The 22,132-nt window shown below is 72.0% G+C and carries 23 protein-coding genes and 3 pseudogenes; 13 read left to right on the top strand and 13 right to left on the bottom strand.

Features of this window, described 5'->3' with window-relative positions; translation table 11 throughout:
- Nucleotides 1–307 precede the first annotated feature (307 nt).
- Nucleotides 308–1,231 carry an arabinan endo-1,5-alpha-L-arabinosidase gene (locus NRO40_RS29445; RefSeq protein WP_079046868.1) on the top strand — a complete coding sequence of 308 codons (924 nt, stop codon included), beginning with the start codon at nucleotides 308–310 and terminating at the stop codon, nucleotides 1,229–1,231.
- Between the two features lie 255 nt (nucleotides 1,232–1,486).
- Here the strand turns inward: NRO40_RS29445 and NRO40_RS29450 are convergent, their stop codons facing one another.
- Nucleotides 1,487–1,702, bottom strand: coding sequence for a helix-turn-helix domain-containing protein (locus NRO40_RS29450; protein ID WP_058940947.1), 216 nt, complete (start codon nucleotides 1,700–1,702; stop codon nucleotides 1,487–1,489).
- Nucleotides 1,703–1,941: 239 nt separating this feature from the next.
- Between NRO40_RS29450 and NRO40_RS29455 the strand changes: the two genes are divergently transcribed.
- The 3 genes from NRO40_RS29455 (at nucleotide 1,942) to NRO40_RS29465 (ending at nucleotide 5,376) form a co-directional block, all read left to right on the top strand.
- Nucleotides 1,942–2,898, top strand: a complete 957-nt coding sequence (locus tag NRO40_RS29455; protein ID WP_058940946.1) for a quinone oxidoreductase family protein — start codon at nucleotides 1,942–1,944, stop codon at nucleotides 2,896–2,898.
- Between the two features lie 191 nt (nucleotides 2,899–3,089).
- Nucleotides 3,090–3,683: a hypothetical protein gene (locus NRO40_RS29460; protein ID WP_157901796.1), complete on the top strand. Its 594-nt coding sequence runs from the start codon at nucleotides 3,090–3,092 to the stop codon at nucleotides 3,681–3,683.
- 598 nt (nucleotides 3,684–4,281) lie between these two features.
- Complete coding sequence (locus tag NRO40_RS29465; RefSeq protein WP_058941014.1) at nucleotides 4,282–5,376, top strand: carboxylate-amine ligase; 1,095 nt, start codon at nucleotides 4,282–4,284, stop codon at nucleotides 5,374–5,376.
- A gap of 114 nt (nucleotides 5,377–5,490) precedes the next feature.
- Here the strand turns inward: NRO40_RS29465 and NRO40_RS29470 are convergent, their stop codons facing one another.
- The 9 genes and pseudogenes from NRO40_RS29470 to NRO40_RS29510 all read right to left on the bottom strand — a co-directional run bounded on the left by NRO40_RS29470 (nucleotide 5,491) and on the right by NRO40_RS29510 (nucleotide 13,398).
- Entirely contained in the window at nucleotides 5,491–6,420 is a 930-nt protein-coding gene (locus tag NRO40_RS29470) for a methyltransferase domain-containing protein (RefSeq protein ID WP_058940944.1), read from the bottom strand.
- A 51-nt stretch (nucleotides 6,421–6,471) separates the two neighbouring features.
- Nucleotides 6,472–7,431, bottom strand: coding sequence for an ornithine carbamoyltransferase (locus NRO40_RS29475; protein WP_058940943.1), 960 nt, complete (start codon nucleotides 7,429–7,431; stop codon nucleotides 6,472–6,474).
- Nucleotides 7,432–7,459: 28 nt separating this feature from the next.
- Entirely contained in the window at nucleotides 7,460–8,500 is a 1,041-nt protein-coding gene (locus NRO40_RS29480; RefSeq protein WP_079046859.1) for an ornithine cyclodeaminase family protein, read from the bottom strand.
- Between the two features lie 123 nt (nucleotides 8,501–8,623).
- On the bottom strand, nucleotides 8,624–9,550 hold the full coding sequence (locus NRO40_RS29485) for a diiron oxygenase (protein WP_058940941.1): 927 nt from the start codon (nucleotides 9,548–9,550) through the stop codon (nucleotides 8,624–8,626).
- Nucleotides 9,547–10,521 (bottom strand): pyridoxal-phosphate dependent enzyme, encoded by a 975-nt coding sequence (locus NRO40_RS29490; RefSeq protein WP_157901795.1) that lies wholly within the window; start codon nucleotides 10,519–10,521, stop codon nucleotides 9,547–9,549. The genes NRO40_RS29485 and NRO40_RS29490 overlap by 4 nt, the downstream gene beginning before the upstream one ends.
- 477 nt (nucleotides 10,522–10,998) lie before the next feature.
- Nucleotides 10,999–11,277, bottom strand: a complete 279-nt coding sequence (locus NRO40_RS29495) for a GlsB/YeaQ/YmgE family stress response membrane protein (RefSeq protein WP_058940939.1) — start codon at nucleotides 11,275–11,277, stop codon at nucleotides 10,999–11,001.
- A 563-nt stretch (nucleotides 11,278–11,840) separates the two neighbouring features.
- Nucleotides 11,841–11,936 (bottom strand): annotated as a pseudogene (locus tag NRO40_RS29500) (glycoside hydrolase domain-containing protein); the annotation flags it as partial.
- 73 nt (nucleotides 11,937–12,009) lie between these two features.
- Nucleotides 12,010–12,378 carry a VOC family protein gene (locus NRO40_RS29505; protein WP_058940938.1) on the bottom strand — a complete coding sequence of 123 codons (369 nt, stop codon included), beginning with the start codon at nucleotides 12,376–12,378 and terminating at the stop codon, nucleotides 12,010–12,012.
- 543 nt (nucleotides 12,379–12,921) lie between these two features.
- Entirely contained in the window at nucleotides 12,922–13,398 is a 477-nt protein-coding gene (locus NRO40_RS29510; protein ID WP_058940937.1) for a hypothetical protein, read from the bottom strand.
- A 281-nt stretch (nucleotides 13,399–13,679) separates the two neighbouring features.
- On the opposite strand from NRO40_RS29510, the gene NRO40_RS29515 reads away from it, so the two are divergent.
- The 3 genes from NRO40_RS29515 to NRO40_RS29525 all read left to right on the top strand — a co-directional run bounded on the left by NRO40_RS29515 (nucleotide 13,680) and on the right by NRO40_RS29525 (nucleotide 17,091).
- Nucleotides 13,680–14,492, top strand: coding sequence for a phytanoyl-CoA dioxygenase family protein (locus NRO40_RS29515; protein WP_058940936.1), 813 nt, complete (start codon nucleotides 13,680–13,682; stop codon nucleotides 14,490–14,492).
- 554 nt (nucleotides 14,493–15,046) lie between these two features.
- On the top strand, nucleotides 15,047–16,240 hold the full coding sequence (locus NRO40_RS29520) for a PP2C family protein-serine/threonine phosphatase (protein WP_257375554.1): 1,194 nt from the start codon (nucleotides 15,047–15,049) through the stop codon (nucleotides 16,238–16,240).
- A 296-nt stretch (nucleotides 16,241–16,536) separates the two neighbouring features.
- The gene (locus NRO40_RS29525) at nucleotides 16,537–17,091 is read left to right on the top strand and encodes a hypothetical protein (protein ID WP_198549277.1); all 555 of its coding nucleotides are present in this window, start codon (nucleotides 16,537–16,539) and stop codon (nucleotides 17,089–17,091) included.
- A 28-nt stretch (nucleotides 17,092–17,119) separates the two neighbouring features.
- Here NRO40_RS29525 and NRO40_RS30975 read toward each other — a convergent pair.
- Both NRO40_RS30975 and NRO40_RS29530 read right to left on the bottom strand, forming a co-directional pair.
- A pseudogene (locus tag NRO40_RS30975) lies at nucleotides 17,120–17,295 on the bottom strand (ISL3 family transposase); the annotation flags it as partial.
- 372 nt (nucleotides 17,296–17,667) lie between these two features.
- Nucleotides 17,668–18,255, bottom strand: coding sequence for a pyridoxamine 5'-phosphate oxidase family protein (locus NRO40_RS29530; protein ID WP_058940935.1), 588 nt, complete (start codon nucleotides 18,253–18,255; stop codon nucleotides 17,668–17,670).
- Between the two features lie 409 nt (nucleotides 18,256–18,664).
- Here NRO40_RS29530 and NRO40_RS29535 point away from each other — a divergent pair.
- Both NRO40_RS29535 and NRO40_RS29540 read left to right on the top strand, forming a co-directional pair.
- Nucleotides 18,665–18,856: pseudogene (locus NRO40_RS29535) on the top strand (molybdopterin-binding oxidoreductase); the annotation flags it as partial.
- A gap of 86 nt (nucleotides 18,857–18,942) precedes the next feature.
- Nucleotides 18,943–19,218, top strand: coding sequence for a hypothetical protein (locus NRO40_RS29540; protein WP_157901794.1), 276 nt, complete (start codon nucleotides 18,943–18,945; stop codon nucleotides 19,216–19,218).
- Here the strand turns inward: NRO40_RS29540 and NRO40_RS29545 are convergent.
- Nucleotides 19,185–19,742 (bottom strand): TetR/AcrR family transcriptional regulator, encoded by a 558-nt coding sequence (locus tag NRO40_RS29545; RefSeq protein WP_058940934.1) that lies wholly within the window; start codon nucleotides 19,740–19,742, stop codon nucleotides 19,185–19,187. The genes NRO40_RS29540 and NRO40_RS29545 overlap by 34 nt on opposite strands.
- Before the next feature lie 87 nt (nucleotides 19,743–19,829).
- On the opposite strand from NRO40_RS29545, the gene NRO40_RS29550 reads away from it, so the two are divergent.
- From NRO40_RS29550 to NRO40_RS29565, 4 genes are all read left to right on the top strand, one after another.
- The gene (locus tag NRO40_RS29550) at nucleotides 19,830–20,291 is read left to right on the top strand and encodes a nuclear transport factor 2 family protein (RefSeq protein WP_058940933.1); all 462 of its coding nucleotides are present in this window, start codon (nucleotides 19,830–19,832) and stop codon (nucleotides 20,289–20,291) included.
- 250 nt (nucleotides 20,292–20,541) lie between these two features.
- On the top strand, nucleotides 20,542–20,829 hold the full coding sequence (locus NRO40_RS29555) for an ATP-binding protein (protein ID WP_058940932.1): 288 nt from the start codon (nucleotides 20,542–20,544) through the stop codon (nucleotides 20,827–20,829).
- A gap of 180 nt (nucleotides 20,830–21,009) precedes the next feature.
- A complete protein-coding gene (locus NRO40_RS29560; protein ID WP_157901793.1) occupies nucleotides 21,010–21,420 on the top strand; it encodes a hypothetical protein in 411 nt (136 codons plus the stop codon).
- Nucleotides 21,421–21,729: 309 nt separating this feature from the next.
- A complete protein-coding gene (locus tag NRO40_RS29565; RefSeq protein WP_058940930.1) occupies nucleotides 21,730–22,068 on the top strand; it encodes a trypco2 family protein in 339 nt (112 codons plus the stop codon).
- The last annotated feature ends 64 nt before the right edge of the window (nucleotides 22,069–22,132 follow it).

Raw genomic sequence — 22,132 nt, forward strand, 5'->3', positions numbered from 1 at the left:
GGTGTCGCGAGTGCGCCGTGTTCGTGCGGGCCGTGACGCGTCCGGACGCTCTCCACCCCTGCCTGGCAGCGCCGTGGACGGGAGCGCAGTCCAAAGGTGGGGCGTGACGCGACAGGGGCTCCACTTCCCGCAGGGGGCGTCTGCGCCAAGCGTTGACGCGCAAGCGCTTTCCTCCTAGCGTCCGTTCGAACTCGCGACCTCCATTCGCCATGCCGAACGGAGGTCGCATGTTCATCCCCACGAGAAGGAGAAGCGCGTGAGCCGCACTCTGCGCAGATCTTCGTTCCTCGCCCTGCCCGCCGCCGTCATGCTGGCCCTGGTGCCGTCGAGCGCGTCCGCCTATCCCGGTCCCGGGCGGGTCACGGGCGATGTCGTCGTCCACGATCCGACCATGTTCCGTGCGCCCGACGGGCGTTATCTGCTCCACTCCACCCACGGTTACCTGGAGGTCCGCACCTCCACCGACCGTGTCGCCTTCAGCCGCGACGGCAACGCCTTCGCCTCGCCGCCGGGTTGGTGGTCGCGCTACTCGGCCGAAAACGACCCGTGGGCTCCCGACCTGTCCCATCACGGCGGCCGGTACCTGATGTACTACTCCGTCTCCAGCTTCCGCTCCAACGTCTCCGCCATCGGCCTGGCCACCTCCACGACCGGCCTGCCGGGCAGTTGGAAGGACCAGGGCATCGTCTACTCCTCCACGGCCGCCAGCGACTACAACGCGATCGACCCGGACCTGTTCGTCGATGACGACGGCAAGTGGTGGCTGGCGTTCGGCTCCCACTGGAGCGGGATCAAGATGATCCGACTCGACCCGGGGACCGGCAAGCAGTACGCGGGGGACACCACCCGCCACTCGCTCGCCTCGCGTTCCGCGGCGCCGAGGGCGGTGGAGGGCCCGACCGTGGTCAAGCGGAACGGGTACTACTACCTCTTCGCCTCGTATGACACCTGTTGCAGCGGTACCGCCTCCACCTACAAGATCAAGGTCGGCCGGGCCACCAAGCCCACCGGGCCCTACTACGACCGCAACGGCGTCGCGATGAACAACGACGGCGGCACCGTGGTCATGGCGTCACACGGATCCGTGATCGGCCCCGGCGGCCAGGACATCATGCCCGACGCCGACGGGGACGTGCTCGTCTACCACTACTACGACGGCAGGGACAACGGGGCGCCGAAGCTCGGCCTCAACCTGCTGAGCTGGAGCGGCGGCTGGCCCACCGCCTATTGACCGGGCTCGACGGCGAGGGGCGACCGGGGCGCGCCGACCCGCGCGCCCGGGCCGACGACCCCACGCCGCCGATTCGCGTGGGACCGTCTGCGTCGGGAGGTGGCGCGGGACGGGCGCGCCGGTCCGTGCGCCCCGGTCGCCCGGTGTCCCGCTGTGCCGCGCCCGGCGGCACGGGCCCCGCCGGTTCCCGGTGCGCCCGCGGCGTCCCGCCGGTACGCGGCACGCCGCGTACCGGCGGGACGTCCGGCGCGGTGCTCAGGCCGCGGCCTTCTCGCGCGTGGCGGCGCCGCGGGCGCGGAAGGTGGCGCCGGCCTCTCCCAGGAGGCGGTGCACGGCTCCGTAGGAGCGGCCGGTCTCCTCGGCCAACGCGCGGATGGAGGCACCCGCGTCGTACTTCTCCTTCAGGTCGGCGGCGACTTCGTCACGGTCGGGGCCGGGCGGCAGCCGACGGGCAGGGCTCTTCCTCGTCATGGTGTGTCTCCCCTTTCCGAAAAGGACCATCGGGCAACGCTGCAGGGCGGCCTACCCCGGCTCGTGGTGTGCACACCGGTAAGCGGACGGCTGCACTCCGGTGTGCCGGACCCCGATGGGTCCACCTGTGTGCCGCAGTTCACATACTGAGCAGTTGGTAATGTCTCTTGCCTGGTGAGAGCGTGGCGGCGTGGGCTCCGCGGAGCACCGCGGAGCATGCCGGGAAGTGAGGAGCGACTGTGCGGGCGATACACGTCACCGAATTCGGCGGACCGGAAGTGCTGCGACTGGTGGAGGTCCCCGACCCCCGCCCGGAGCCCGGCCGCCTGCTGATCGACGTCTCGGCGGCCGGCGTCAACTACGCGGACACGCACGCGGTCGAGGACTCGTACCTGTCCCGCTCCACCCTCCCCATGATCCCGGGCGGAGAGGTGGTCGGCCGTACCGAGGACGGCAGGAGGGTCGTCGCCCTCGCGGACGGCAACGGCGGTTACGCCGAGAAGGCGGTGGTCCGCGAGGACCTGGCCATCGACGTTCCCGAGTCGGTGAGCGACGCACAGGCCCTGGCCCTGATCGTGCAGGGCCTCACCGCCTGGCACCTGCTCCGTACGAGCGGACGCGTCGCCCCGGGCGAGTCGGTCGTCGTGCACGCCGCCGCCGGGGGCACCGGCTCCCTCGCCGTCCAGCTCGCGAAGGCGTTCGGCGCCGGACGTGTCATCGCCACCGCCTCCACGCAGGACAAGCGCGACCTCGCCCTCGCCCTGGGCGCGGACGTCGCGGTCGCCGCGGACGGGGACGGCCTGAAGGACCGGCTGGTGGAGGCCAACGGAGGCAGGAAGGTCGACGTGGTCCTGGAGATGACCGGCGGCCGGGTCTTCGAGGAGTCCCTCGCCGCCCTCGCGCCGTTCGGCCGGCTCGTCACCTACGGCCTGGCCGGCCGGCAGGCCCCGGAGCCGGTCCACGCCGCTCAGCTGATGGGCCGCTCCCGTGCGGTCGTCGGCTTCTGGCTGATGCACGCGATCGGCCGCCCCGGCATGTTCCGCGAGCCGTTGTCCGAGCTGCTGGAGATGGTCGCGGACGGACGCCTCACGCCCCAGGTCGGTGGCGTCTACCCACTCGCGGAGGCGGCGCGTGCCCACGAAGACCTCCGCGCCCGCAGGACGGTCGGCAAGCTGGTGCTCGACACCTCCCGCTGAACCTCCGTCTCCGGCCGCCCGGCCCGTAGGCCGACTCGCCCCACCGGGGCCCGTCACCCGGCCTCCGCGCCGCCCACCCGGCGGACCGCCCGGGCGTGAGGGATGCGGAGGCCGGCCGCTCCACGCCGTCCCGGTTCGGGGGAGGCGGGGGCGGCTGCCGGACGATCGGCGCCTGTCAGTACGGTCCCTCCATGGAGGATCAGCGTCAGTGGGATGAGGCCGGTCTGCGGCTGGGCCGCGAGCAGGCCGCCGCACCCGACTCCGGCGTGGTCGAGCGGGCCGCACCGGAGACCACCGTGTTCGCGTGCGCCGCCTGCGGCGCTGCGCTGACGGGGCCGCTGCAGCGTCTGCTGGCGGTACCCGAGGCTCCGTACCACCCATGGTGGGAGACGGAGGAGATGGGGCCCTCGCCGGCCACCGTGCCGTCGGGCTGCTACGCGATCGAGACGGAACCGTACGGTCCGCCTCTCGCCGTTGCCGAGGCACCCGGCCCGGTGATGCCACGCCGGGGGACTCTCCACGACATCGACGGGCGGCCGCTGGTCTCGCAGGGACCGCGAGGCAATATCGTCATCAACCCGGATGACTCCCGCGGGCTGACGACGCGGCACGCCTCCGCGGCGTGCTGCGGAGCTACTCCCGATGGGGGACTGAACCAGGTCTGCGCCTGCGGAACACTGGTCGCGACCCTCTGCTCCGACTGCTGCCTGCCCTACGAGCTGCACCTCTCACCCGACCACGTCCGGGCCCTGCCGTACCGCTCAGGCAGCTCCGACCTGGCGTAGTGCGCGGGAGCGGCAGCACTTCCCGAGGCCGGCACGGACGTGCCACCGGGCTTCGGACACGCCGACTGGATGGGATGGACCCCCTTCACCGGAGGGCCCCCTTCAACCGCACCCAGCAACCCGCCGCGACTGCCCTGCGGCCTCGACGGCGCTGTCGGCGGCGCGCCATCACGGGCACCCCGGCCCGGTCCTTCCGGGGAGTGGGCGGCGGACCACGCGGCGGACTTCCGCTGAGAGGGACGACCCCGCGCGGTGACGGACGAGGCCGTCTCGCGGCCAGGGCGCGCCGTCACTCGGGCCTCACGCGAGGCGGTGCCGCCGGCCGTGGCCGGCAGGCGCCCATCCGCCGGCCCGAGGCCGGACGCCCGCCGGCCAGGGTGCCGGAAGACGGGCGGCCACGCGGTCGCGGTGTCGTCCGGGGGATCGTGGGCGTGCCGGGAATGCCTCAGTGCCCAGCGGGCAGGAATGGGCTCGATGACAACGGGCGTGGGAGGCCAGACGTGAGGCGGAGACCTCTTCCGGTTCGGGACGGTCGGCATCGTGGAGGCGAGTGGTGCCCGGCGGCTCGCCCGCGACCGACTCCTCGGCGGAGCGCCGGATGACCACCTTCGGTGTCGAGGAGGAGTACCTGCTGGTCGAGGCGGACAGCCTCTCCCCGGCGCCGCGGAACAGCCGGGTGCTGTCGGGCGCCCGGACGCTCCTGGGGAGTGGTCCGGGAGACCTGTCGCCCGAACTGCTGCGGACGCAGATCGAGATCGGCACCCCGGTGTGCAGGGAACTCGACGAGGTGGCCGAACACCTGGGACGGATGCGCCGGCTGGTCGGCGAAGCGGCGGCGGCGGCCGGATGCCGGGTGGCGGCGACCGGAGCGGGGCCGTGCCGCGGGCCGGACCCGGTCCTGGTGACGGAGGGGCCGCCGTACGAGGAGCTGGCCGGTGACACGCCGCCACTGATCCATGAGCACATGATCAACGGCATGCACGTCCACGTGGGCGTCGAGGACCGGGAGCTGGGCGTCGGGGTGCTCAACCGGTTGCGCCCGTGGTTGCCGGCGCTGACGGCCATGGCCGCCAACTCGCCGCTGTGGGACGGACGGGACACCGGGTTCGCCAGCTGGCGCACCATCGCGTACGGGCGGTGGCCCGTCAGTGGTCCGCCGCCGTTGTTCTCCGACGCCCGGGACTACCGGGCGCGGACGGCGGGACTGATCGAGGCCGGGATGATCCGCGGCCGCGGTCAGCTGTACTGGCAGGCGAGACTCTCCGACCGCTACCCGACGGTCGAGATCCGTGCCATGGACACACAGGTGGGCGCGGAGGAGGCGGTGATGTTCGCCGGCCTTGTCAGGGCGTTGACGACGACCCTCGTGGGCCAGGTGCGACAGGGTTCGGCTCTCGTGCCGGTACCCCAGGAGCTGCTGTCGGCGGCCGTGTGGCACGGCGCGCGCGACGGCATGGCGGGGACCCTGTTCGATCCGGTGCGCCTGCGGCCGGCACCGGCCGCGGACGTCGTCACGACACTTCTGGAGTACGTCGCTCCGGCGCTGAAGGACGCCGGGGACCTCGACCGGGTGGCCGGGGCGGTCACCCGGCTGCTCTCCGAGGGGACGGGCGCCGCGAGGCAGCGGGCGGCCTGGGAACGGGGCGGTCCCCTGGCGCTGGGCTCCCTGCTCACGGCCGGTACCCGCTTCTGACGGCCGCCCGCTTCCGACGGCCGGTGCCCGCTTCCGACCGCCGGGGCACGCCAGGCGACGGATCGGCACCCGCGTCGAGCGGGGCCGATCCGCTGGGACCGCGGGTGGGCGCTCTCACCAGTGGTTGCGGTGGTCCGCTGCGGGCAGGTCCACCGCCCGCACCGACCCCGGCCAGAGGTCCGCTCCCGCGTCGTCGAGGGTCTCCAGCCGGGGCGTGGCCGAGCGTGCCGCGGTACGCAGGAGGTCCATCAGCCCCGCGCCCGTCAGTTCGTCCGGGGCCCCGGTGGTCCGGGCCCGGCCGGACCCGGTCCAGCGGCAGGCCAGTCCGGTGATGAAGTAGGCGGGGCGCTCCTCCTCACGGCGCCACAGCACGGCCTCTCCCCGCTCTTCGAGCGTCGCCGTGCGCTCCATGTGCCGCACGGTGAAGTCCCCGAGCTCGAGGGGGCACAGGGTGACGGTCCGGATGCGGTAGCCCGCGTCGCGCAGCATGCTCACGGCTGTGGCCGGACTGGAGTAGCTGCCGATGGTGAGTCCCAGGTCGCAGCGGAGCGCGCGGGCGTGCGCGATGATCTCGGGTACCCACCTGAGGCCGTCGGGGCCCGCGGTGATGGACCGCTTGTCCTCCGCGTCCTCGGCCATCGGCACGTACGGAGGGTTACTGGTCACGACCAGCGGCCGGGGCGGGGGCTGCGGCGCGGTGGCCAGTAGCCGCCGGGAGTCCAGCAGCGAGAAGTCGGCCCGGGCGAAGGTGACGCGGGCGCCGGGCCGCTCGACCGCGTGGTGCTTGTTCGCCCATGCGACGCTGTCGGCGCTCGCGTCGATGCCGTGGACGTGCCCGGCCCCGGAGCGGGACATCGCCGCGGCCGCCGCGCCGCTGCCCGACCCCAGGTCGAGGACTCCACAGCCGGGCGTGACGAGGTCGTGTCCGACCCAGGCCCCGGTCTCGGTGTCGGCGGGTTCGAAGAAGATTCTGTCTGACGGGGGTGGAACGAGGTCGGCGTCGGTGAGGTGGGTGTAGCCGCTGACGCGCGTCAGGTCCGGCATGAGGGCCTTCCGAATGCGGTGGGTTTTCCTGGTGGGCGGGCGGGTGGCCGCTCAGGCGGTGCGGCCGATCGCCCATTCGAGAACGGCCATGGCGCTGGGGAGTTTCATGGCCGCCTGCGTCCAGGCCAGTGAACGGGGGCCGTCGAGGACGCTGCCGGACACTTCGTCGCCCCGGTGGGCCGGCAGGTCGTGCAGGAACGACGCCTGCGGGAAGCGGCGCATCAGCACGTCGTCGACGTGGAAGGACCGGAACGTCTCGCGCCAGTTCGGATCGGGTTTGCTGGTGCCGGTGGTCTGCCAGCGCGTGGTGTAGACGAAGTCGACGTCGGGCGGGGCCAGCGCGGGGTCGTCGACCTGCTCGATGACCGCCCCGACGGCGGCGGCCCGCGCCGCCGCGACCCTCAGTTCGCGCTCCGGCACTTCGTAGCCGCGGGGCGTGGCGCACCACAGGTGTGCGTCCGGCACCGTGGCCAGTCCGTGGGCCAGGGCCACGGCGGAGTTGTTGCCCTCTCCCACGTAGAGCACCTTGACGCCCCTGAGGTCACCGTGCGCGAGCATGACGGTCGCCAGGTCACAGAGCCCTTGGGTGGGGTGCTCCTGCGCGCTCATGGCGTTGACGACCGGGATGCCGCCGTAGCGGGAGAGGTCCTTCATCTCCTCCACGGGGGCGGCTGTGCGGGCGGCGATCAGGTCGAGCATGGATCCCAGGACACGGCCCGTGTCGTGCACCGACTCCCCGGTGTTCAGCTGAAGGTCGTGCGGACCGTAGGCGATCGGCGTCCCGCCCAGGCGGATCGCGCCCACCGTGAAGGCCGTCCGTGTCCTGGTGGAGGTCTTGGTGAACAGCACCCCCACCGCGCCACCCTCCAGGGGCCGCTCGTGCGCACGCTGGTCGTGGAAGAGTTCCACGGAGCGGGCCGTCAGGGACGCCACCTCTGCGTCCGTGAGCTCGGACAGGGAGAACAGCCCGTGCTCCGGGCGGGGCCGGGGCGGTGCGTGGTAGTCCTTCATGTGCCTTCACTCCCGTCGGGACGACTACTCAGAAGAGCGACAACCTCTGTCCCCGGCCCTCGGCCTCGGCGACCCGTCGCACCTGGGCCAGCAGGCCCACGTCGAGCACGGACATGCCGAAGGGGTTGCTGACCACGTGGCCCGTCGAAGGCCGTACCGCCGGCACGGCACCCGTGAGGACCTGGCCCAGCGTGCCCTCCAGGGCCCGTCCCGCACCGGATGACGGGCCGGGCGAGGGGGGCAGGACGGCCCCCTCGCCCATCAGGCGGCCCAGCACACGGCGCGGGTTCTCCGCCACGAGTGAGACATCGTCGACGTAGAGGGCCTGCGCGGTGGAGAAGACGTCGGGCAGAAGGTCGTCGAGGGAGACGTGCGCCACGAAGGTGCCGGGCGAAAGCCAGTGCGCCGGGATGTACCCCTTGTCGGTCGTCGTGGTCGTCAGCAGCACCGGCGCGGCGCGCACCGCCTCCTCGGTGTCCTCGTGCACCCGCACCCGTAGTCGCGGGTGGTGCTCGTGTGTCCATCCGGCCAGGTCCCGGGCCCGCGTGCGGTCCAGGTCGTGGAGATGCACTTGGGCGACGCCGGGGAAGGCCGCCGTCAGGAGGTCCAGGTGTGCCCGCGCCAGGGTTCCGCATCCGATCACCGTCAGGGCGTCCCACTCCGCCGGCCCGAGGTGACGCAGGCTCACCGTGGTGTAGGCCGCGGTGCGCGCCGCGCTCAGCCAGCCGGCCTCCGCCAGCACCGTGGGGCGCGCGGTCTCCGGGTCGAACAGCATGCTGATCCCGGCCGCTCGTTCCCGTCCGCGCGCCGGATTGCTGGTCGCCGCGTTGATGAGCTTCACCCCGTACGCCGCGAGGTGGCCGTCCTGGGCGTCGATCGATCCCAGCATGGCGAGCGACCGGCAGTACGCGCCCTCGCTGTTGGTCCAGGGCAGGTAGCCCTCCGGGGGCAGGGCGGTGCGGCCTTCGGCGTGCCGCCGCAGGACCTCCTCCGTCACGGCGCACAGGTCCACCCGCGCGGCACACTCCCGTACGGCATGCCGGTCGAGAAACAGGAGCTCTTCCCTCATCGTCCATCTCCTCACAGCACTCACAGGAGCCTTCGGTCTCTCGGGGCCGCCCGCCGGACCCACGCCGTCGAGCCCCGGCACGGACACGCGCCTGACGGTGGTCGCCGTACGCGGCCGGAACCCTCAGTCCACAAGTCGTGCGGCGGCGAAGGCATCCCTGGCGCCCGGCACGTCGAGGACCCCGTTGTCCTCGAAGAGCCGAAGCGTGTGCCTGGCCGTGTCCCGGATGCCGGCGTCCACACGGTCGTCCGGGTAGCTGTCGTGCAGCACCTCCTGCGCCTGGGCGGGTGTGAGACCCGCGGCCACGAGCGACCGGCGTAGCGGTTCGAGGTAGGGCAGCAGGCTGCGACGGACGAGTTCCGGCAGGCACCGGGCGGCGCGTACGCGCACCGAGGCGTCCTGCTGGATCCACAGCTCGCCGAAGAAGTGCGAGAAGAAGACGTGGTGCCTGCCCTCGTCCTTGGCATGGTCGCGCACGATGTCGCGGACGAGGCTCAGCACGCGACCGTCCCGGGGGATGTCGTTCAGCAGCGCGGTGATCAGAGTCTCGAAGACGACGACCTGCAGCAGCTGGGCCAGGCCCGGCTCCCCCGGCATCAGCTGTTCACCTGCCGCGTCGAGTCGCCGCAGGAACGGCCGGAAGTCGTAGGGCAACGGCGCGGTACCGCAGGCGGCGGCGATCTGGTCCACCGCGTCCAGGCTGTAGAGGGAGTGGTACGCCTCGTCGCAGTAGATCCGGTAGGCCTGCAGGCGTACGGACCGTGCCGTGTCCACGCCGCAGCGTCCCCCGGCGATCCGCTCGGTCGCCCGGTTGACCACGCGCGTCTCGAAGTGGGAGGTGAACTCCAGGTACTGGAAGAGGTGACGTGCCACGAGCGCGTCCTTGCGGTGCCGCGGCAGCGCACCGACCAGCGGATGGTCCCCGTACGGCACCAGATGGGGCGGGAAGAGGAGCCGCCCGCTGTGCAACTCCTCCCGCAGGAGGCGCCGCGGCCCCGCCCGCACACCGGCCGACTCGTACCAGTCGTCTCCCAGTCCCGGCACGCTCATCGATTCCGCACCTCCACACCGGTCGGCGGACAGCTCACTTCCAGGACCTCCGCCCCCTCGCACGGATCCGGCCCCGTGAGGGCCTGCCGCCTGCGCCAGCGCGGGTCGTAGATCGTGCCCTGGTACCGGTCCGCGCCGTCGGGACACAGACAGGCGACCGTCTCGCGGGCCGGCACGGCGCGAAACAGCCGCATGGCCGCGGCTATGGCGGCCCCGGAGCTGGCGCCCACGCCCAACCCGGTGGTCGCCTCCAGCCAGAGACAGGCGTGGACGGCGTCCGACGCGGAGACCCGCACCGTGGGCCGGTGACCGTGCGGCAGGAACTCCGACGGCCGGCTCGCCCCGATGCCGGGCAGGACACGTTCGCTGACCGCGCCACCCAATGCCGCGGACCCCACCACGTCCATCGCGACCAGCTCCCAGTCCGGCCGTACCGAGCGGGCGAAATCCCGGAATCCGGCGAGTGTCCCGCCCGTGGACACCGCCACGACCACGCTCATCGCGCGCCGCGACGACTGTTCCCACAGCTCGGGAGCCGTCGTCTCCCGGTGCACCCGCGGACTGGCCGGATTGCGGTACTGGTCGGGCCAGACCAGCCGGGGCTCGGCGAGCACCCGCTGCTCGACGTACGACAGCCGGCTCAGCAGGTAGCCGCCCGCTCCGTCCGGCTCGTCGATCATCACCACATCGGCGCCGTGAGCCCGGATCGCCTCGACGAGCACAGCGCTGCTGCGGAGGTCCATGACCGCGGTGAAGGGCACGTGGTGCGACGCGGCGACAGCGGCCAGCGCCACCCCGAGGTTGCCGGACGTCGACTCGATCAGCCCCACCTCCGGGGTCACCCGGTCGGCGACGTCCGCCCACAGCGCCTGCGCCGTCCGGCCCTTCACCGAGCCGTGTTCGCCCCACGACTCCAGCTTCAGCAACAGCGTCCGCGGCTGCCCGTCGACGAGGAGCCCCACCGTCGCCAACGGGGTGACCGTCGGGGCAGCCGGCGGCCGGAGCCCTCGCTCCTGGTCCCGCCCCACTCAGCTGCCCCCGTCGGCGCGGAAACACCCCGCAGACGGAGAGGAGGGCAGGGGAGGGGCCGGTGCGAGGAACGCCGGGACGCTCGACTCCGCTGTGACTACGGATCGTTCACTGATCGTAGGCATGGAGTCATCGTTCGCCAGGGACACGGAAAGCACAAGAGTGCCTGGGGCCCGCTGACCGGTACCCACCACCCGGCTCACCACGACGCCCGGCTGCCCCGGCGGAACCGCGGTGGTGGGTTCCCGCTCGGGACGGGCGGCACATCACCGGCCCGGCCGGACGCGCTGGAGGGGCCGACCCGGTCCGAGGTCGACCGTGGGCATGGGCACGGGTGGCCTGTACGCGCTGACGGCTCCCGCCCCCGTGATGGGGGAGGGAGCCGTCCGGGTTTGTGGGGGAAGTGAGCCCTAAGCGGCTCATGCGTGACGGTGCGAGTGCCGGTTGCCGACGATGAGGCGGTAGACGAGGAGCAGGATGACGGAGCCGATGATCGCGGCGATCCAGGTGGAGAGGTCGAAGAACCCGTCGATGGAGTCGACGCCGAAGATGACCTTGCCGAGCCAGCCGCCGAGCAGGCCGCCGGCGATGCCGATGAGCATGGTGATGATGATGCCGCCCGGGTCCCTGCCCGGCATCAGGGCCTTGGCGATGGCGCCGGCGAGGAGGCCGATGATGATCCACGCGATGATGCCCATGGTGTGTCTCCGTCTCTCGGTATAAAGACTGTGTTAGCTCACGTCTGCACCGTCTGGGCTCGAACAAACATCCTCGCGACTGTCGGTCGCCGGCCACCGGCGTGGGATCCGCGCCGCCCGGGACTCTCCCTGCCGGCATCGGCGTGCTGCGGCGGCCGCCTGCCCCCCTGGTGCCGTGCCTGGTCGCCGCCCTGGCGTGCGTCCGCCCAGGGCGGACGCACGCACCGCCGCTGTGTGGAGATCGTCCGTCGCGCGGTCGGGGGAGCCCAGCGCGGCGGCGCGGCCACACGTCGGGAGCCTTCGGGGCTGCCGCGCCGGGCGGCAGCCCCCGACCGGGACCGGCGTGCCAGTCGCCAGTCGCCGGCCCCGGTCGGGGGACCGGTTCCTTCGCCGCAACCGCGCGGCGTTCTCCACCCCGGGCACGACCGCGGGCCGGCGCAGGGCCGCGAGCTCGGGTGGGAGGCGGGGACGCCCCGACCTGGTCGTACCGCAGGAGAGCGGGCGTGATCAGGCGCCCTGGACCGCCCCCGTTTCAGCCGCCACCCAGGCCGTCATGCCGGTCGTCAGCCGACGAGGGCGACCGGGGCGTCCCAGGCGTTGCGGTCGACGGTGATGCTGTACCCGCCACGGGTCTCCATGCTGTTGGCCTTGTACTGGTGGGACGAACACCGAGGCCGGCAATTGATCTCTACCGCAGGTAGCGCACGATCAGCACATGCCACCGGAGCAGCGTCACCGGGCCGCGATCGGCTGGGTCAGGTTCACCGGGTTGCCGTCGGGGTCCTGGATGTGGGCGACGCGCTGTCCCCACGGCATGTCGTTCGGGCCGCTGCGGACCGAACCGCCCAGCGCCTCCACCCGGCCGAGCGTCTCGTCGACGTCGTCGACACCGATGCTGAGCAGGATCCGCGACGCCGCCCCAGCACCGGGGTTCGCCTCGGCCACCAGCCCGAGGTCGGTGTCGCCGATGCGCAAGCCGAGGTAGAAGGCCGGGCCTTCCTCCGGTACCCGGAAGATCTCCTCGGCGCCGAACAAGTTCGTATAGAAGCCGAGCAGAACATCCTGGTCGGCAGTCACGATCACTGGCTGGATGGTGGACATGGCACTCCTGTCGAGAACGGTCGTGTCGCTGAGTAGACCGTTCGAGGACGGTGAACTCATCGGCACGACCACCCCGCCGGACGATCCAGCCCACGGACTACCGCCCACGGCCGGCACGAGCACCCTGAAACGAGGTCGCGCCACCCGCTGACCAGGCCCTTCAAGCTGGCGGAGCTTCACCGATCAGTCCATCGATGAGGCACGCTCCCGTCGGCGGCGTCGACGTCGAGCAAGGCGGTGGCAGGGCGCTTCGCGTTGTCGCCGCGTCGACCGGCACGCCGAGCTGTACGGCGGGGTGGCCTGTCCGGAGATCTTCGCGTGGCAGTCCCCGCCGTGCCTACCCGCCGGTGTCCGGGCCCTGGCACCGTGGCGCACCCGTCGTGCGCGCCCGTCGTGGCTGTTGCGAAGCTGGTGCCATGTCGCTGGTCGCGTGGGCGCTGAGCCCTGGCCCCCGTGCTTCTGCCGCCGTGTCGCCGCCGGGCCTGTCGTGTGCGCGGCCCACGTTCCGGGACCAGGCCGTGACCACGGGGAGGACTCGTGTTCTCACCTGCGCGGTCGCGTCCTGAACACGCTTCGGGCGACACCCGCGGTGTCGAGGCGTGCCAGCAGTCGCGCTTCCTGTGCTGCCGTGACAGCGATCCACAGGGCCGTCCCCGTGTCGCTGGCGCTGAAGATCCCGCGGCCCTGCCGCCATGCCTCGGCGTGAATGGTGAAGGGCGCGAGCGTCAGGAGCACGTCGAACTGTGTGTCGTCACGGACATCGATGTCGATCCCCATCGGATCGTCGTTCTCGGACCGTATGCCCGCGGCGACCTCGCTCCGGGCCATCGACAGGAGCCGCTCGTAGGCGGGTATCGCCTCCAAGGGCCAGGCTGTGTCGCTGTAGGCGTCGATGTGGGCGGTCTCGATGTCATCCCTCAGGACACGAAGCGCCTCACGGTGGGCAAGCACCACGTCTGCCGCCTCCAGGCCGTCTCGAAGGAACAGCTCTCGATGTCGCCCGTCGGCCTCTGTGATCATGCGGCCCACACTGTCACGCGTTGACGGTGCCGTCACTCGATCCGGCGTCTGGGCGCTGACAGGACACCCCCGCCGGGGCGTCGGGGCCGCCGGTTACTTGCCCGGCCACAGTGGGCCCGGCCGCTGTCCGCCCTGCCTTGTGCCACCCCGCTTGTCGGTGCCGCCCGGCCCCGGACCCGGCGTCTGGCGCCCCGCTACCACCAAGACCCGGGTGAACACCCGACAAAGACGGTGCAGACGGTGTCGGGTGAGGGGGACCGGTGTCGCCGCACGATGGGGGCATGGACGACATGACCTTGGTATCCCGCTTCCTTGGCGACGGCTTCGTGAAGTTGGAGGGCGCCGTCGCGCCGCGCGTGGCCGCGGACTGCGCGCGGCTGCTGTGGCGGGAGACGGGCTGCGACCCGGACGATCCGGCGACGTGGACGCAGCCCGTGCACTGGGTCGCCGGCATGGCGCAGGGACCGTTCGCCGCCGCCCCCAACTCCCCGTCCCTGCACCGAGCGTACGACCTGCTCGTCGGGGCGGGACGCTGGGAGCCACGCTACTCACTGGGCACGTTCCCGCTGCGCTTCCCGCACGAGGAGGAGCCGGACGACGCGGGCTGGCACATCGAGGGCAGCTATCTGCCGGAAGGCGAGAGCTGGTACTTCACGAATCTGCGCTCCCGGGGCCGGGCGCTGCTGATGTTGTTCCTGTTCAGCGAGGTCGGTGAGGGGGACGCCCCGACCCGGATCCGGGTCGGCTCACATCTCGACGTGCCGAAGGTGCTGCAGGAGTACGGGGAGGACGGGGCGAGCGGGCTGGACCTCGCGCCCGACCTGGTGGCGGCGTCCGACCACCGGCCACTCGCCCTGGCCACCGGGTCCCCGGGCGACGTCTTCCTGTGCCATCCGTTCCTGGTGCACGCGGCGCAGCCACACCATGGCGTGCGGCCGCGCCTCATGGCCCAGCCGCCGCTGATGCCGGCCGCGCCGTACGAACTGGAGCGGGCCGACGGCGCCTACTCGCCCGTGGAGATCGCGATCCGTCGAGGTCTGGGACAGGGCACCCCCGGTCCAGACGGGTACGGCATCGACCGCAGCGCCGGGTAGACACGTCCGCTGAGCCTTCCGCGTCTGCTCTTGCTGTCGCTCACCAGCACTCCGAGCTTGACCTCGTTGCCGTCCTCCGAGCTCTCCGTGTGGGCCGCCCCGGGCACCTTCATGGAACCCGCGCGGGTCTCGTACCGCACCATCAGGGTCGCCACGCCCCGATCGAGGTTCCCCACGGGTGTCGTGGACGGCTTCGAGGGGTCCTTCGGCTCCGGGCCCCGGCCGGTCCGCGCGTCACGTCCCGTGCGCGCGGCGGCCTCGGGCCTGCCGGTGCAGCTTCTGCACGCCACCATCGGAACCGCCGACGGCTACGCGTGTCTCGCCGGGGCTCATCGGGCCGTCCCCGGACCGCTCACTGTGTGTCGCCCTGCTGCTTCCGCCACATCGCTCGGCTGCCGACGCACTGGCCGTCCGGCCGCCCGCCGGTGCTGTCCGCCGGACGCGGGATGTGCTCGCCGCGACCTCGCACGCTGCCTTGACCAGGCAAGACGGGAAGATCAGGTGATGTCGCGGAGACTCGGGGAAGGAGTTTCGGCAGCCGATAGGAGGTTGTCGTGGAGGGTGGAGATCTGGAACTGGGCGAGTTGCTGGCCGCTGCGGAAGCGGCCCCGCCCGGTGAGTCCGTCGACGTGGTGGCACACGACTTGGGGAAGCGGTTCGGTGCCGAGCGCGTGTCCTTCCTGTTCGTCGACCTCATCGGCCAGCGGCTGGTACGCCTCGCCGCGGCCGGCGACGAGGACGCCGACCTCGGCGCGCCGATCGACCTGCAGGGCAGCGTCTACGACGCCGTTCTGCGGAGCCAGCGCCAACACGTGGAACCGGACGGTCAGGGCGGGCGGCGCGTCATCACGCCGGTCACCAACCGCGGGGACTGCATCGGGGTGCTGGAGCTGACCCTGCCGTCCGCCGACGACACCGTGCTGCGGCAGGTCCGCGAGGCGGCGCACGCGCTGGCGTACATCATCGTCACGGACCGCCGCTTCACCGATCTGTACCACCTGGGCCGACGCACCACCGAGACCAGCCTGGCCGCGGAGATCCAGCACCAGCTGCTTCCCTCGGCCCCCTGCTGCGAGGCGCCCCAGTTCACCCTCGCCGCCGGGCTGATCCCGGCCGACGACATCGGTGGCGACACCTACGACTACACCCTCGACCGCGACACCCTGCACCTGTCCATCACCGACGCCATGGGCCACGACACGAACTCGGCCCTGCTTGCCACCTTGCTGGTCGGCGCCCTGCGCCGGGCCCGCCGCAGCGGCTGCGACGCCCTCAAGCAAGCCCACCACGCCCACCAGGCCATGCTGAACCACAGCCGCGGCCTGGCCACCGGACAGCTGCTGTGCGTCGACCTCGACACAGGGCTCTGCGAACTGGTCAACGCCGGCCACCCCCGGCCGCTGCGGCTGCGCGACAACACCGTGGAAGAGCTCCAGCTCGCTGTCAATCTGCCCTTCGGTGTGAAGGCGCCGGCTCCCTACCGCCTGCAGGAGCTGCAACTGCTCCCCGGGGACCGCCTGGTCCTGCTCACCGACGGCATGCAGGAGCGCGGTGCCGCCGCCGTCGACCTGGCAGCGGCCGTCCACGACACCCGTGCGCTGCATCCGCGAGAAGCCGTCCGGAGCCTGACCGCCGCCGTGCTCGACGCCTGTCACGGCAATCTCAGGGACGACGCCACGGTCCTGATACTGGACTGGCACGGCAAGCGCAGCCGACCGGACGAAACCACACCGGGCGGGCGGCACTGAGCCGCAGCGGCCCTCACCTGACCACCCCGGCCCCCGCACGCCGCCGGCGCCATCACGTGGTCGCGGTGCGATCGCCGGCCGACTGCCGCACCCATGGCACGCACGTCTCGTCCGCTCCGTCCGCGAGATCGGACAGCCCTCTGACACCGATTCGGGAGGCGGCAGGGGGCGGAGTAAGATCTTTACCGGGTCGACCGGGGCCCGGCGGTTCCCATGCAGGTGGACACGGGTGGCGGACACGCCCGGTGGGGGCGTCCCCCACATCACGTTGCACCACACCGCATCGAGGATCAGCCATGACTCCGCATTCCCTGGCCTTCTACGTGGACGTCGTCACCACCGGTACCTTGCTCGGCGTGGGCCCTGCGGATTCTCCCGGCCACGTCACCAGGGTCCTTGGGTCGGACTTCGCTGAGAACACCTTCGGCGACCGCAGCATGTGCCGTGACTACGGCCTCGCCGAGTTCTACTGGGACCGCGCTTCGGCCGACCATCCCTGGTCGGGCCACCACTTCACCCTGCAGGTGCACCGGCTCGCGTACCGGGACCGCGCCCTCGTCAACGACGCGCTTCGTGCTCGGTACGGGCGGTTCACTCCCAGGCTTCGGTTCGAAAAGCTGCAACGTCTTCTGGTGCGGCGCGGCGTCCCCCTGATGGAGATCCCGGAAATCCCGGTGCACGTCCCTTATTTGCGTACTTTCTGGCAGCCCGATTCCCATGTGGCCGTCTCCGTCATAGGCACCTACGGCGAGTACAGCACGCCGGACAATCTGCGGGTCGGCGACGTGTACAGCATCCAGGCCCCGATGACCGCCGAGGAAGTGGAGTGGCGGCGAGCGCGGGTCGGGTAGCACCGAGGCCACGCGGGCGCAGCTTGAGTCAGGACAGCAGGACTCGCTTTCGGAGGAGTTGGAAGCCGGCCCGGTCGAACATCTGGCGCTTCAGCATCTTGATCCGATTGACGTGTCCTTCGACGCCGGAGTCCAAGGGGGCAGGATGAGGCCGGCGATGACGGCATCGCGGTCACGGTCGATGCCTGCGGCGAGGGTGTGGAGGTGCCGGTGCCCCGCTCCCTGCCCTCCGGTTCACCCTGACTCCGCAACGGCAGCGGTCGGTCCGCCGCTGTCGGACCACCTGGTCGACACCGGCCGGGCAGTCAGCTGATCACCGCCGTCGCGCTCCGCGCCGGCGCCCGGCCGCTCGGTATCCGTGAACTCGCCTTGTAGGCCTTCCGTTCGTCGGCCGCCATCGCGGAAGCGGTCGCGCCTGCTCCCCAGGCGGGCGCGACATCAACCGCCGTCAGTGGAGCGGGGCCGACAGGAAACCGGGTGCAAGAGCGGCCGGCGGTGGGCCCGCAGTCGGCACCAGGGCGGCGTCCCGGCCGCAGGTACGACGGCCAGGGCACCGCCGAAGGGCGAAGAACCGGCTCAGAAGTCACCGGGCGGCAGCGGGAGGGGCAGCCCGGGCAGGCCGTCGATGCTCTGGGCGATGTGGTCCTTCCTGGTGAAGTACGCGCTCAGCGAGGCGTCGTCCTCACGCGAGAAGCGCTTGCCGTGCAGATCGCGATCTTCGTCGTACGACATGAAGGGGACCCCGTACCCGCAGGAGTCACGGACGAGTTCGGCCGTCACCACGATGATCGCGCGCAGCCCGTGCAGGGTCGGGTCGATGTCCGGAAAGTGTGTGAGCAGTTCCTTGAAGCGCGGGTCGTCACGGAAGACGGGCTCGCCGCGGCCGTGCACCCGAACGATGTTGGGCGGCCCCTGGAAGGCGCACCACATCACGGTGATCCGGCCGTTCTCCCGCAGGTGTGCGATGGTCTCGGCCGTGCTGCCGGCGAAGTCGAGGTAGGCGACTCGCTCCTCGTCGAGCACGGCGAAGGAGCCCTTGAGGCCCTTGGGGGAGAGGTTGACCGTACCGTCGCCGGCCAGCGGGGCGGTAGCGGTGAAGAACATCGGCTGCTGCTCGATGAAGGTGCGCAGCCGGCCGTCGATGCGTTCGTAAGTCTTTCCCATGCCTAAGAATTATGTAAGGAAATTGTTCGTCTGTCTAACGAATCTGTCCGGTTCGGTCGCGGACCTGGCGTCCTCGTCGCACCGACACGGCGTGCCCGGCACGCTGATCCGGCGAGCCGATGGGGGCGGCCGCCACGGCCCAGCGGATCCGCGCTCGCGAGCACCGGACGCCGAAGCGCCGGACGGCGGACGGCGGACGCCGATCCGGGAGGGCGTGGCGGGCGAGCGTCGGCGCCGCCTGCCGTGCCGGGCCCCGCGGTGGGAGGCGCTGGGGCCCTTCGTCCTGTGGCCCCGCTGGGCGCCTGTCAGTCGGGTAGAGCCATCAACACAGCAGGGGAGTGGTGGTGGGCTGCGCAGGCCCTGCGGCAGGTTCCCGGGTGAGACCGACCGCGGTGGCGGCGGCGGGGTCGCCGACCTCGCCGTCCAGGCCGCCGTGGACACCTGGCGCCAGTGGTCCTTCCCCTGGAAGGCCACCCCCGACGGACACACGATCACCGTCCGCGCCATCGACGGCACCGAAGCCGTCCAGACCGGGCGGCGCACCCGGACCGTCCCCGACGGGGCGAGCGGCTGGCACAGCGTCTTCGTCACCGTCCCCTGAGACGCGGGACCGGCCAGGAACGCCGGTCCCGGCAGCAACGCCCATCACTCCCCGGACCCGAGAACCGAACTCAAGGAGCAACCCGAATGAACACCGTGCGGATCCGCCGTACCGCGATCGCCGCGGCCGTGGCAGCGATGCTGCCCTTCTCACTGACCGCCTGTTCGGAGTCCGGCAGCGACACCGAGGCCGCTCCCGGCCCGGCCGGTCACACCCGCGCGCACGTCCACCCGTCTCGTCCGGCGCCCGGGCGCCTCGAACGTGTCGCTGCCCAACTGGCTGCGCCCAGTGTCCTGTTGGCGTTACAACCCCAGGCCCGCAAGGCGCATCAGAGCAACATCGCAACGGCTGTACGCGCGTGACGGGCCGGGGTCGGGTCGCCGGTGATGCCGGCGGTGACGATGGCCCCTTCGGCGAGCAGGAACACCGGTTCGGTCACCGACCCCCCGGCAGCGTGGACCCACGTCGTGATCTGGTCATGGAACGCCTGCTTGTGGGACCGGACCTCCGCCAGGACTGCTTCGGACGATGACCCGAGTTCGCCGTGGACGTTGACCCAGGCGCATCCGCGGAAGCCGGGCTCTGCGAACCACTCCGCAAGCCAGTCGAAGACCGCGAGCACGCGCTCGCGAGGATCAGGGAACCGTTCCACGTGGGCGGCAAGGTTCCCTCTCCACTGCTGGTCGCGGCGTTGGAGCATCGCCACGACGAGATCCTCCTTCGTGGCGAAGAGCCGGTAGATCCGCTTCAACGGCAGTCCGGATGCTTCCCGGACCTCGTCCATGCCGACCGCTTGGACGCCTCGCTCGTAGAAGAGTCTCTCCGCTGTGTCGAGCAGTGCTTGCCGGTCGAGGCGGGTCTGCTCCTCGGTGATCGGGGCGGGCATCGGGAACTCCTTGACGTTGAGAACGGTCGTTCTCTATCGTAGGCCGCGTTGATGGAGAACGACCGTTCTCAATAGGAGGGGGCAGCAGTGCCGGAAGATCGTCCGCCCTACCCGCCCTTCACGCAGGAGACAGCGCTGCAGAAGGTGCAGGCGGCTGAGGACGCGTGGAACACCCGCGATCCCCGACGGGTGGCCTCGGCCTACACCCCGGACTCGATGTGGCGGAACCGGGACAGGTTCGTTGCCGGTCGTGAGGAGATCGTCGCCTTCCTCACGCGGAAGTGGGAGCGCGAACGGGATTACGCGCTGCGCAAGAGCCTTTGGGGGTTCCACGGGAACCGGATCGCCGTCCGGTTCCAGTACGAGTGGCACGACGCCGAGGGCCAGTGGTGGCGCAGCTACGGCAACGAACTGTGGGAGTTCGACGCTCGCGGTCTCATGCGGCGCCGCGAGGCGAGCATCAACGACGTGGCCATCACCGGAGCCGAACGGCGCATTCACGGCCCGCGGCCCCTGAGCGAACACGGGGTCGACATCCCGCTCCGGTAGTGCCCGCCGTCGCGCCGTCCCAAGGCGGGACCCAAGCGGTCGACCCCATCGGGAGGCCGCCGGCCGACTGCCCGTCCGTGGGAGCCGCGCGGCAGGCGCGGACGGTGCTCGGCGCTGGGCCGCCCGGATCGCGGCCGACCACGTCCTGTCCACCGGCGCCGACCAGGCCGACGGCCGGGACACGCCGCTTCGACGTGGTCGTCGCCGATCTGGTCGGCAACGCCCCGCCCACGGCCGCCCGCCCGTCACCGTGCGGCCGTACACCGAGTTCCGGGCCCATGACGCGAGCACCTGGCTCGTCACCGGGGTCGCCGACCGGGGCCCCGGCATCCCACCGGACTCCCTGCCGCACGTCTTCGACCGCTTCCACCAGGCGGACCCCTCCCGCGGCCGCTCGACCGGCAGCGGCCTGGGCCTGGCGACCACCCAGGAGAACGTACGGCTCCGCGGCGGTACCGTCCGGGCGGTGAACGGGCCGGGCGGCGAAGCCGTCTTCGTCGTGGGGAGACCGCTGAGGGCCGGGGAGGGCACGGCATGAGACGGGCCCTCGCGCTGGCCGGGGCCGGGGCGGCGCTGGTCGGCGCCACCGGCTGCGGGATCCAGCGGACCGACGTCGTCGAAGCGGGCTCCGTCACCAGCCGCCACCGTCGAGGTGCTCCCGCCGGCGCACGACCGCACCCTGCTCTTCTTCGTTGGCCCGGAGGGCAAGGTACGGCCGGTGGCCCGCCCGATCGAGCACCCGATCGAGGACGTGCCCGTCCCGTCCGAGATGGGAAGTGGCGGCCGAGGAGGCCTCGTCCGGCGGCGGATCGGCATCGGCATCGACAAGACGCTCGCCATGCTGCTCCGCGGCCCGCTGGAGCACGAGCGCGCCGCGGGACTGCGCTCCCTGCCCACGCCCCGGAAGACCGCGTGGTTCCGGATCACCACCCGGCCGGACGACGGCACCGCGCGGACCGCCGAACCGGGGAGGCTGCGGGTGCGTACGGGCCTGGACGTTTTGGAGCTCGAACCGGCCGCGGTGCAGCAGCTCGTGTGCACCGTGGCGTACGCGGAGGACCGCACGGGCCGGGTGTTCGCCGTCCTGCGGGGCGAGGACGGCGAACACCCACCGGCCTCCTGCGCGTAGCCCCGCCGACACCCGGGGGGCCGGCCCGGGCCCGCGGCGCGGGGACCGGCACGGCCCGGGCCCCGGCGCGGCTCGGTCGGACCGCGTCCGTGACGGGGGCATCATGACGTCGCCGGTCACGGCGCTGGCGCGGGGAGCGGGGGAGGGGCGCTCGGGAGAGGTTGCCGAAGTCTGTGACAGGGGTCACGCCCGGTCGCTACAGTCGGGGACGCACGCCCGGACGCCGTGGCCGCCGCACGCGGGGAGCCCTGGTGGTCGGGGCAGGCGTCGGGGACGACGCTACCGGGCTTCGTGGTACGGGGGGTTGGCATGGAGATCGAGCTCGCCAGAGCCGTGGCCGCACTGCGCGACGAACTGCTGGAGGCCGCCGCCGAGGGGGGCCGCCATGACGTCGCCTTCGAAGTGGGCCCCATCGAGATGGAGTTCCAGGTCGAGCTGCGCCAGGACGCCCGGGTGAAGGCCGGCTTCCGCGCCTGGGTGGTCTCCGCGGACACGGACGCCGGCGTCGCCCGCGGCCGGACCCACCGGGTCCACTTCACCCTCACCCCGCGCGGTGCGAACGGTGCCGGGCCGCTGCTGATCGCGGCGACGGGCGACGACGAGATCGCCCCGCGGCCCGAGAGCGATGGGGAACTGCGCGCCCGCTGACCCCGCGACGGGTCCCATCGGTGTGCCTGCTGTCCGGGGCGGACCCGCCGTCACTCCTCAGCTC

This window comes from Streptomyces changanensis, assembly GCF_024600715.1.
GTDB lineage: Bacteria > Actinomycetota > Actinomycetes > Streptomycetales > Streptomycetaceae > Streptomyces > Streptomyces changanensis.

Coding starts and splice junctions, on each gene's coding strand:
- NRO40_RS29485 (WP_058940941.1), bottom strand. CDS start 9,550: ATGAGCGTGCCGGGACTGGGAGACGACTGGTACGAGTCGGCCGGTGTG.
- NRO40_RS29515 (WP_058940936.1), top strand. CDS start 13,680: ATGGACGACATGACCTTGGTATCCCGCTTCCTTGGCGACGGCTTCGTG.
- NRO40_RS29495 (WP_058940939.1), bottom strand. CDS start 11,277: ATGGGCATCATCGCGTGGATCATCATCGGCCTCCTCGCCGGCGCCATC.
- NRO40_RS29450 (WP_058940947.1), bottom strand. CDS start 1,702: ATGACGAGGAAGAGCCCTGCCCGTCGGCTGCCGCCCGGCCCCGACCGT.
- NRO40_RS29445 (WP_079046868.1), top strand. CDS start 308: ATGCTGGCCCTGGTGCCGTCGAGCGCGTCCGCCTATCCCGGTCCCGGG.
- NRO40_RS29480 (WP_079046859.1), bottom strand. CDS start 8,500: ATGAGGGAAGAGCTCCTGTTTCTCGACCGGCATGCCGTACGGGAGTGT.
- NRO40_RS29510 (WP_058940937.1), bottom strand. CDS start 13,398: ATGATCACAGAGGCCGACGGGCGACATCGAGAGCTGTTCCTTCGAGAC.
- NRO40_RS29530 (WP_058940935.1), bottom strand. CDS start 18,255: ATGGGAAAGACTTACGAACGCATCGACGGCCGGCTGCGCACCTTCATC.
- NRO40_RS29470 (WP_058940944.1), bottom strand. CDS start 6,420: ATGCCGGACCTGACGCGCGTCAGCGGCTACACCCACCTCACCGACGCC.
- NRO40_RS29565 (WP_058940930.1), top strand. CDS start 21,730: ATGGAGATCGAGCTCGCCAGAGCCGTGGCCGCACTGCGCGACGAACTG.
- NRO40_RS29540 (WP_157901794.1), top strand. CDS start 18,943: ATGAACACCGTGCGGATCCGCCGTACCGCGATCGCCGCGGCCGTGGCA.
- NRO40_RS29475 (WP_058940943.1), bottom strand. CDS start 7,431: ATGAAGGACTACCACGCACCGCCCCGGCCCCGCCCGGAGCACGGGCTG.
- NRO40_RS29545 (WP_058940934.1), bottom strand. CDS start 19,742: ATGCCCGCCCCGATCACCGAGGAGCAGACCCGCCTCGACCGGCAAGCA.
- NRO40_RS29465 (WP_058941014.1), top strand. CDS start 4,282: ATGACCACCTTCGGTGTCGAGGAGGAGTACCTGCTGGTCGAGGCGGAC.
- NRO40_RS29460 (WP_157901796.1), top strand. CDS start 3,090: ATGGAGGATCAGCGTCAGTGGGATGAGGCCGGTCTGCGGCTGGGCCGC.
- NRO40_RS29505 (WP_058940938.1), bottom strand. CDS start 12,378: ATGTCCACCATCCAGCCAGTGATCGTGACTGCCGACCAGGATGTTCTG.
- NRO40_RS29525 (WP_198549277.1), top strand. CDS start 16,537: ATGACTCCGCATTCCCTGGCCTTCTACGTGGACGTCGTCACCACCGGT.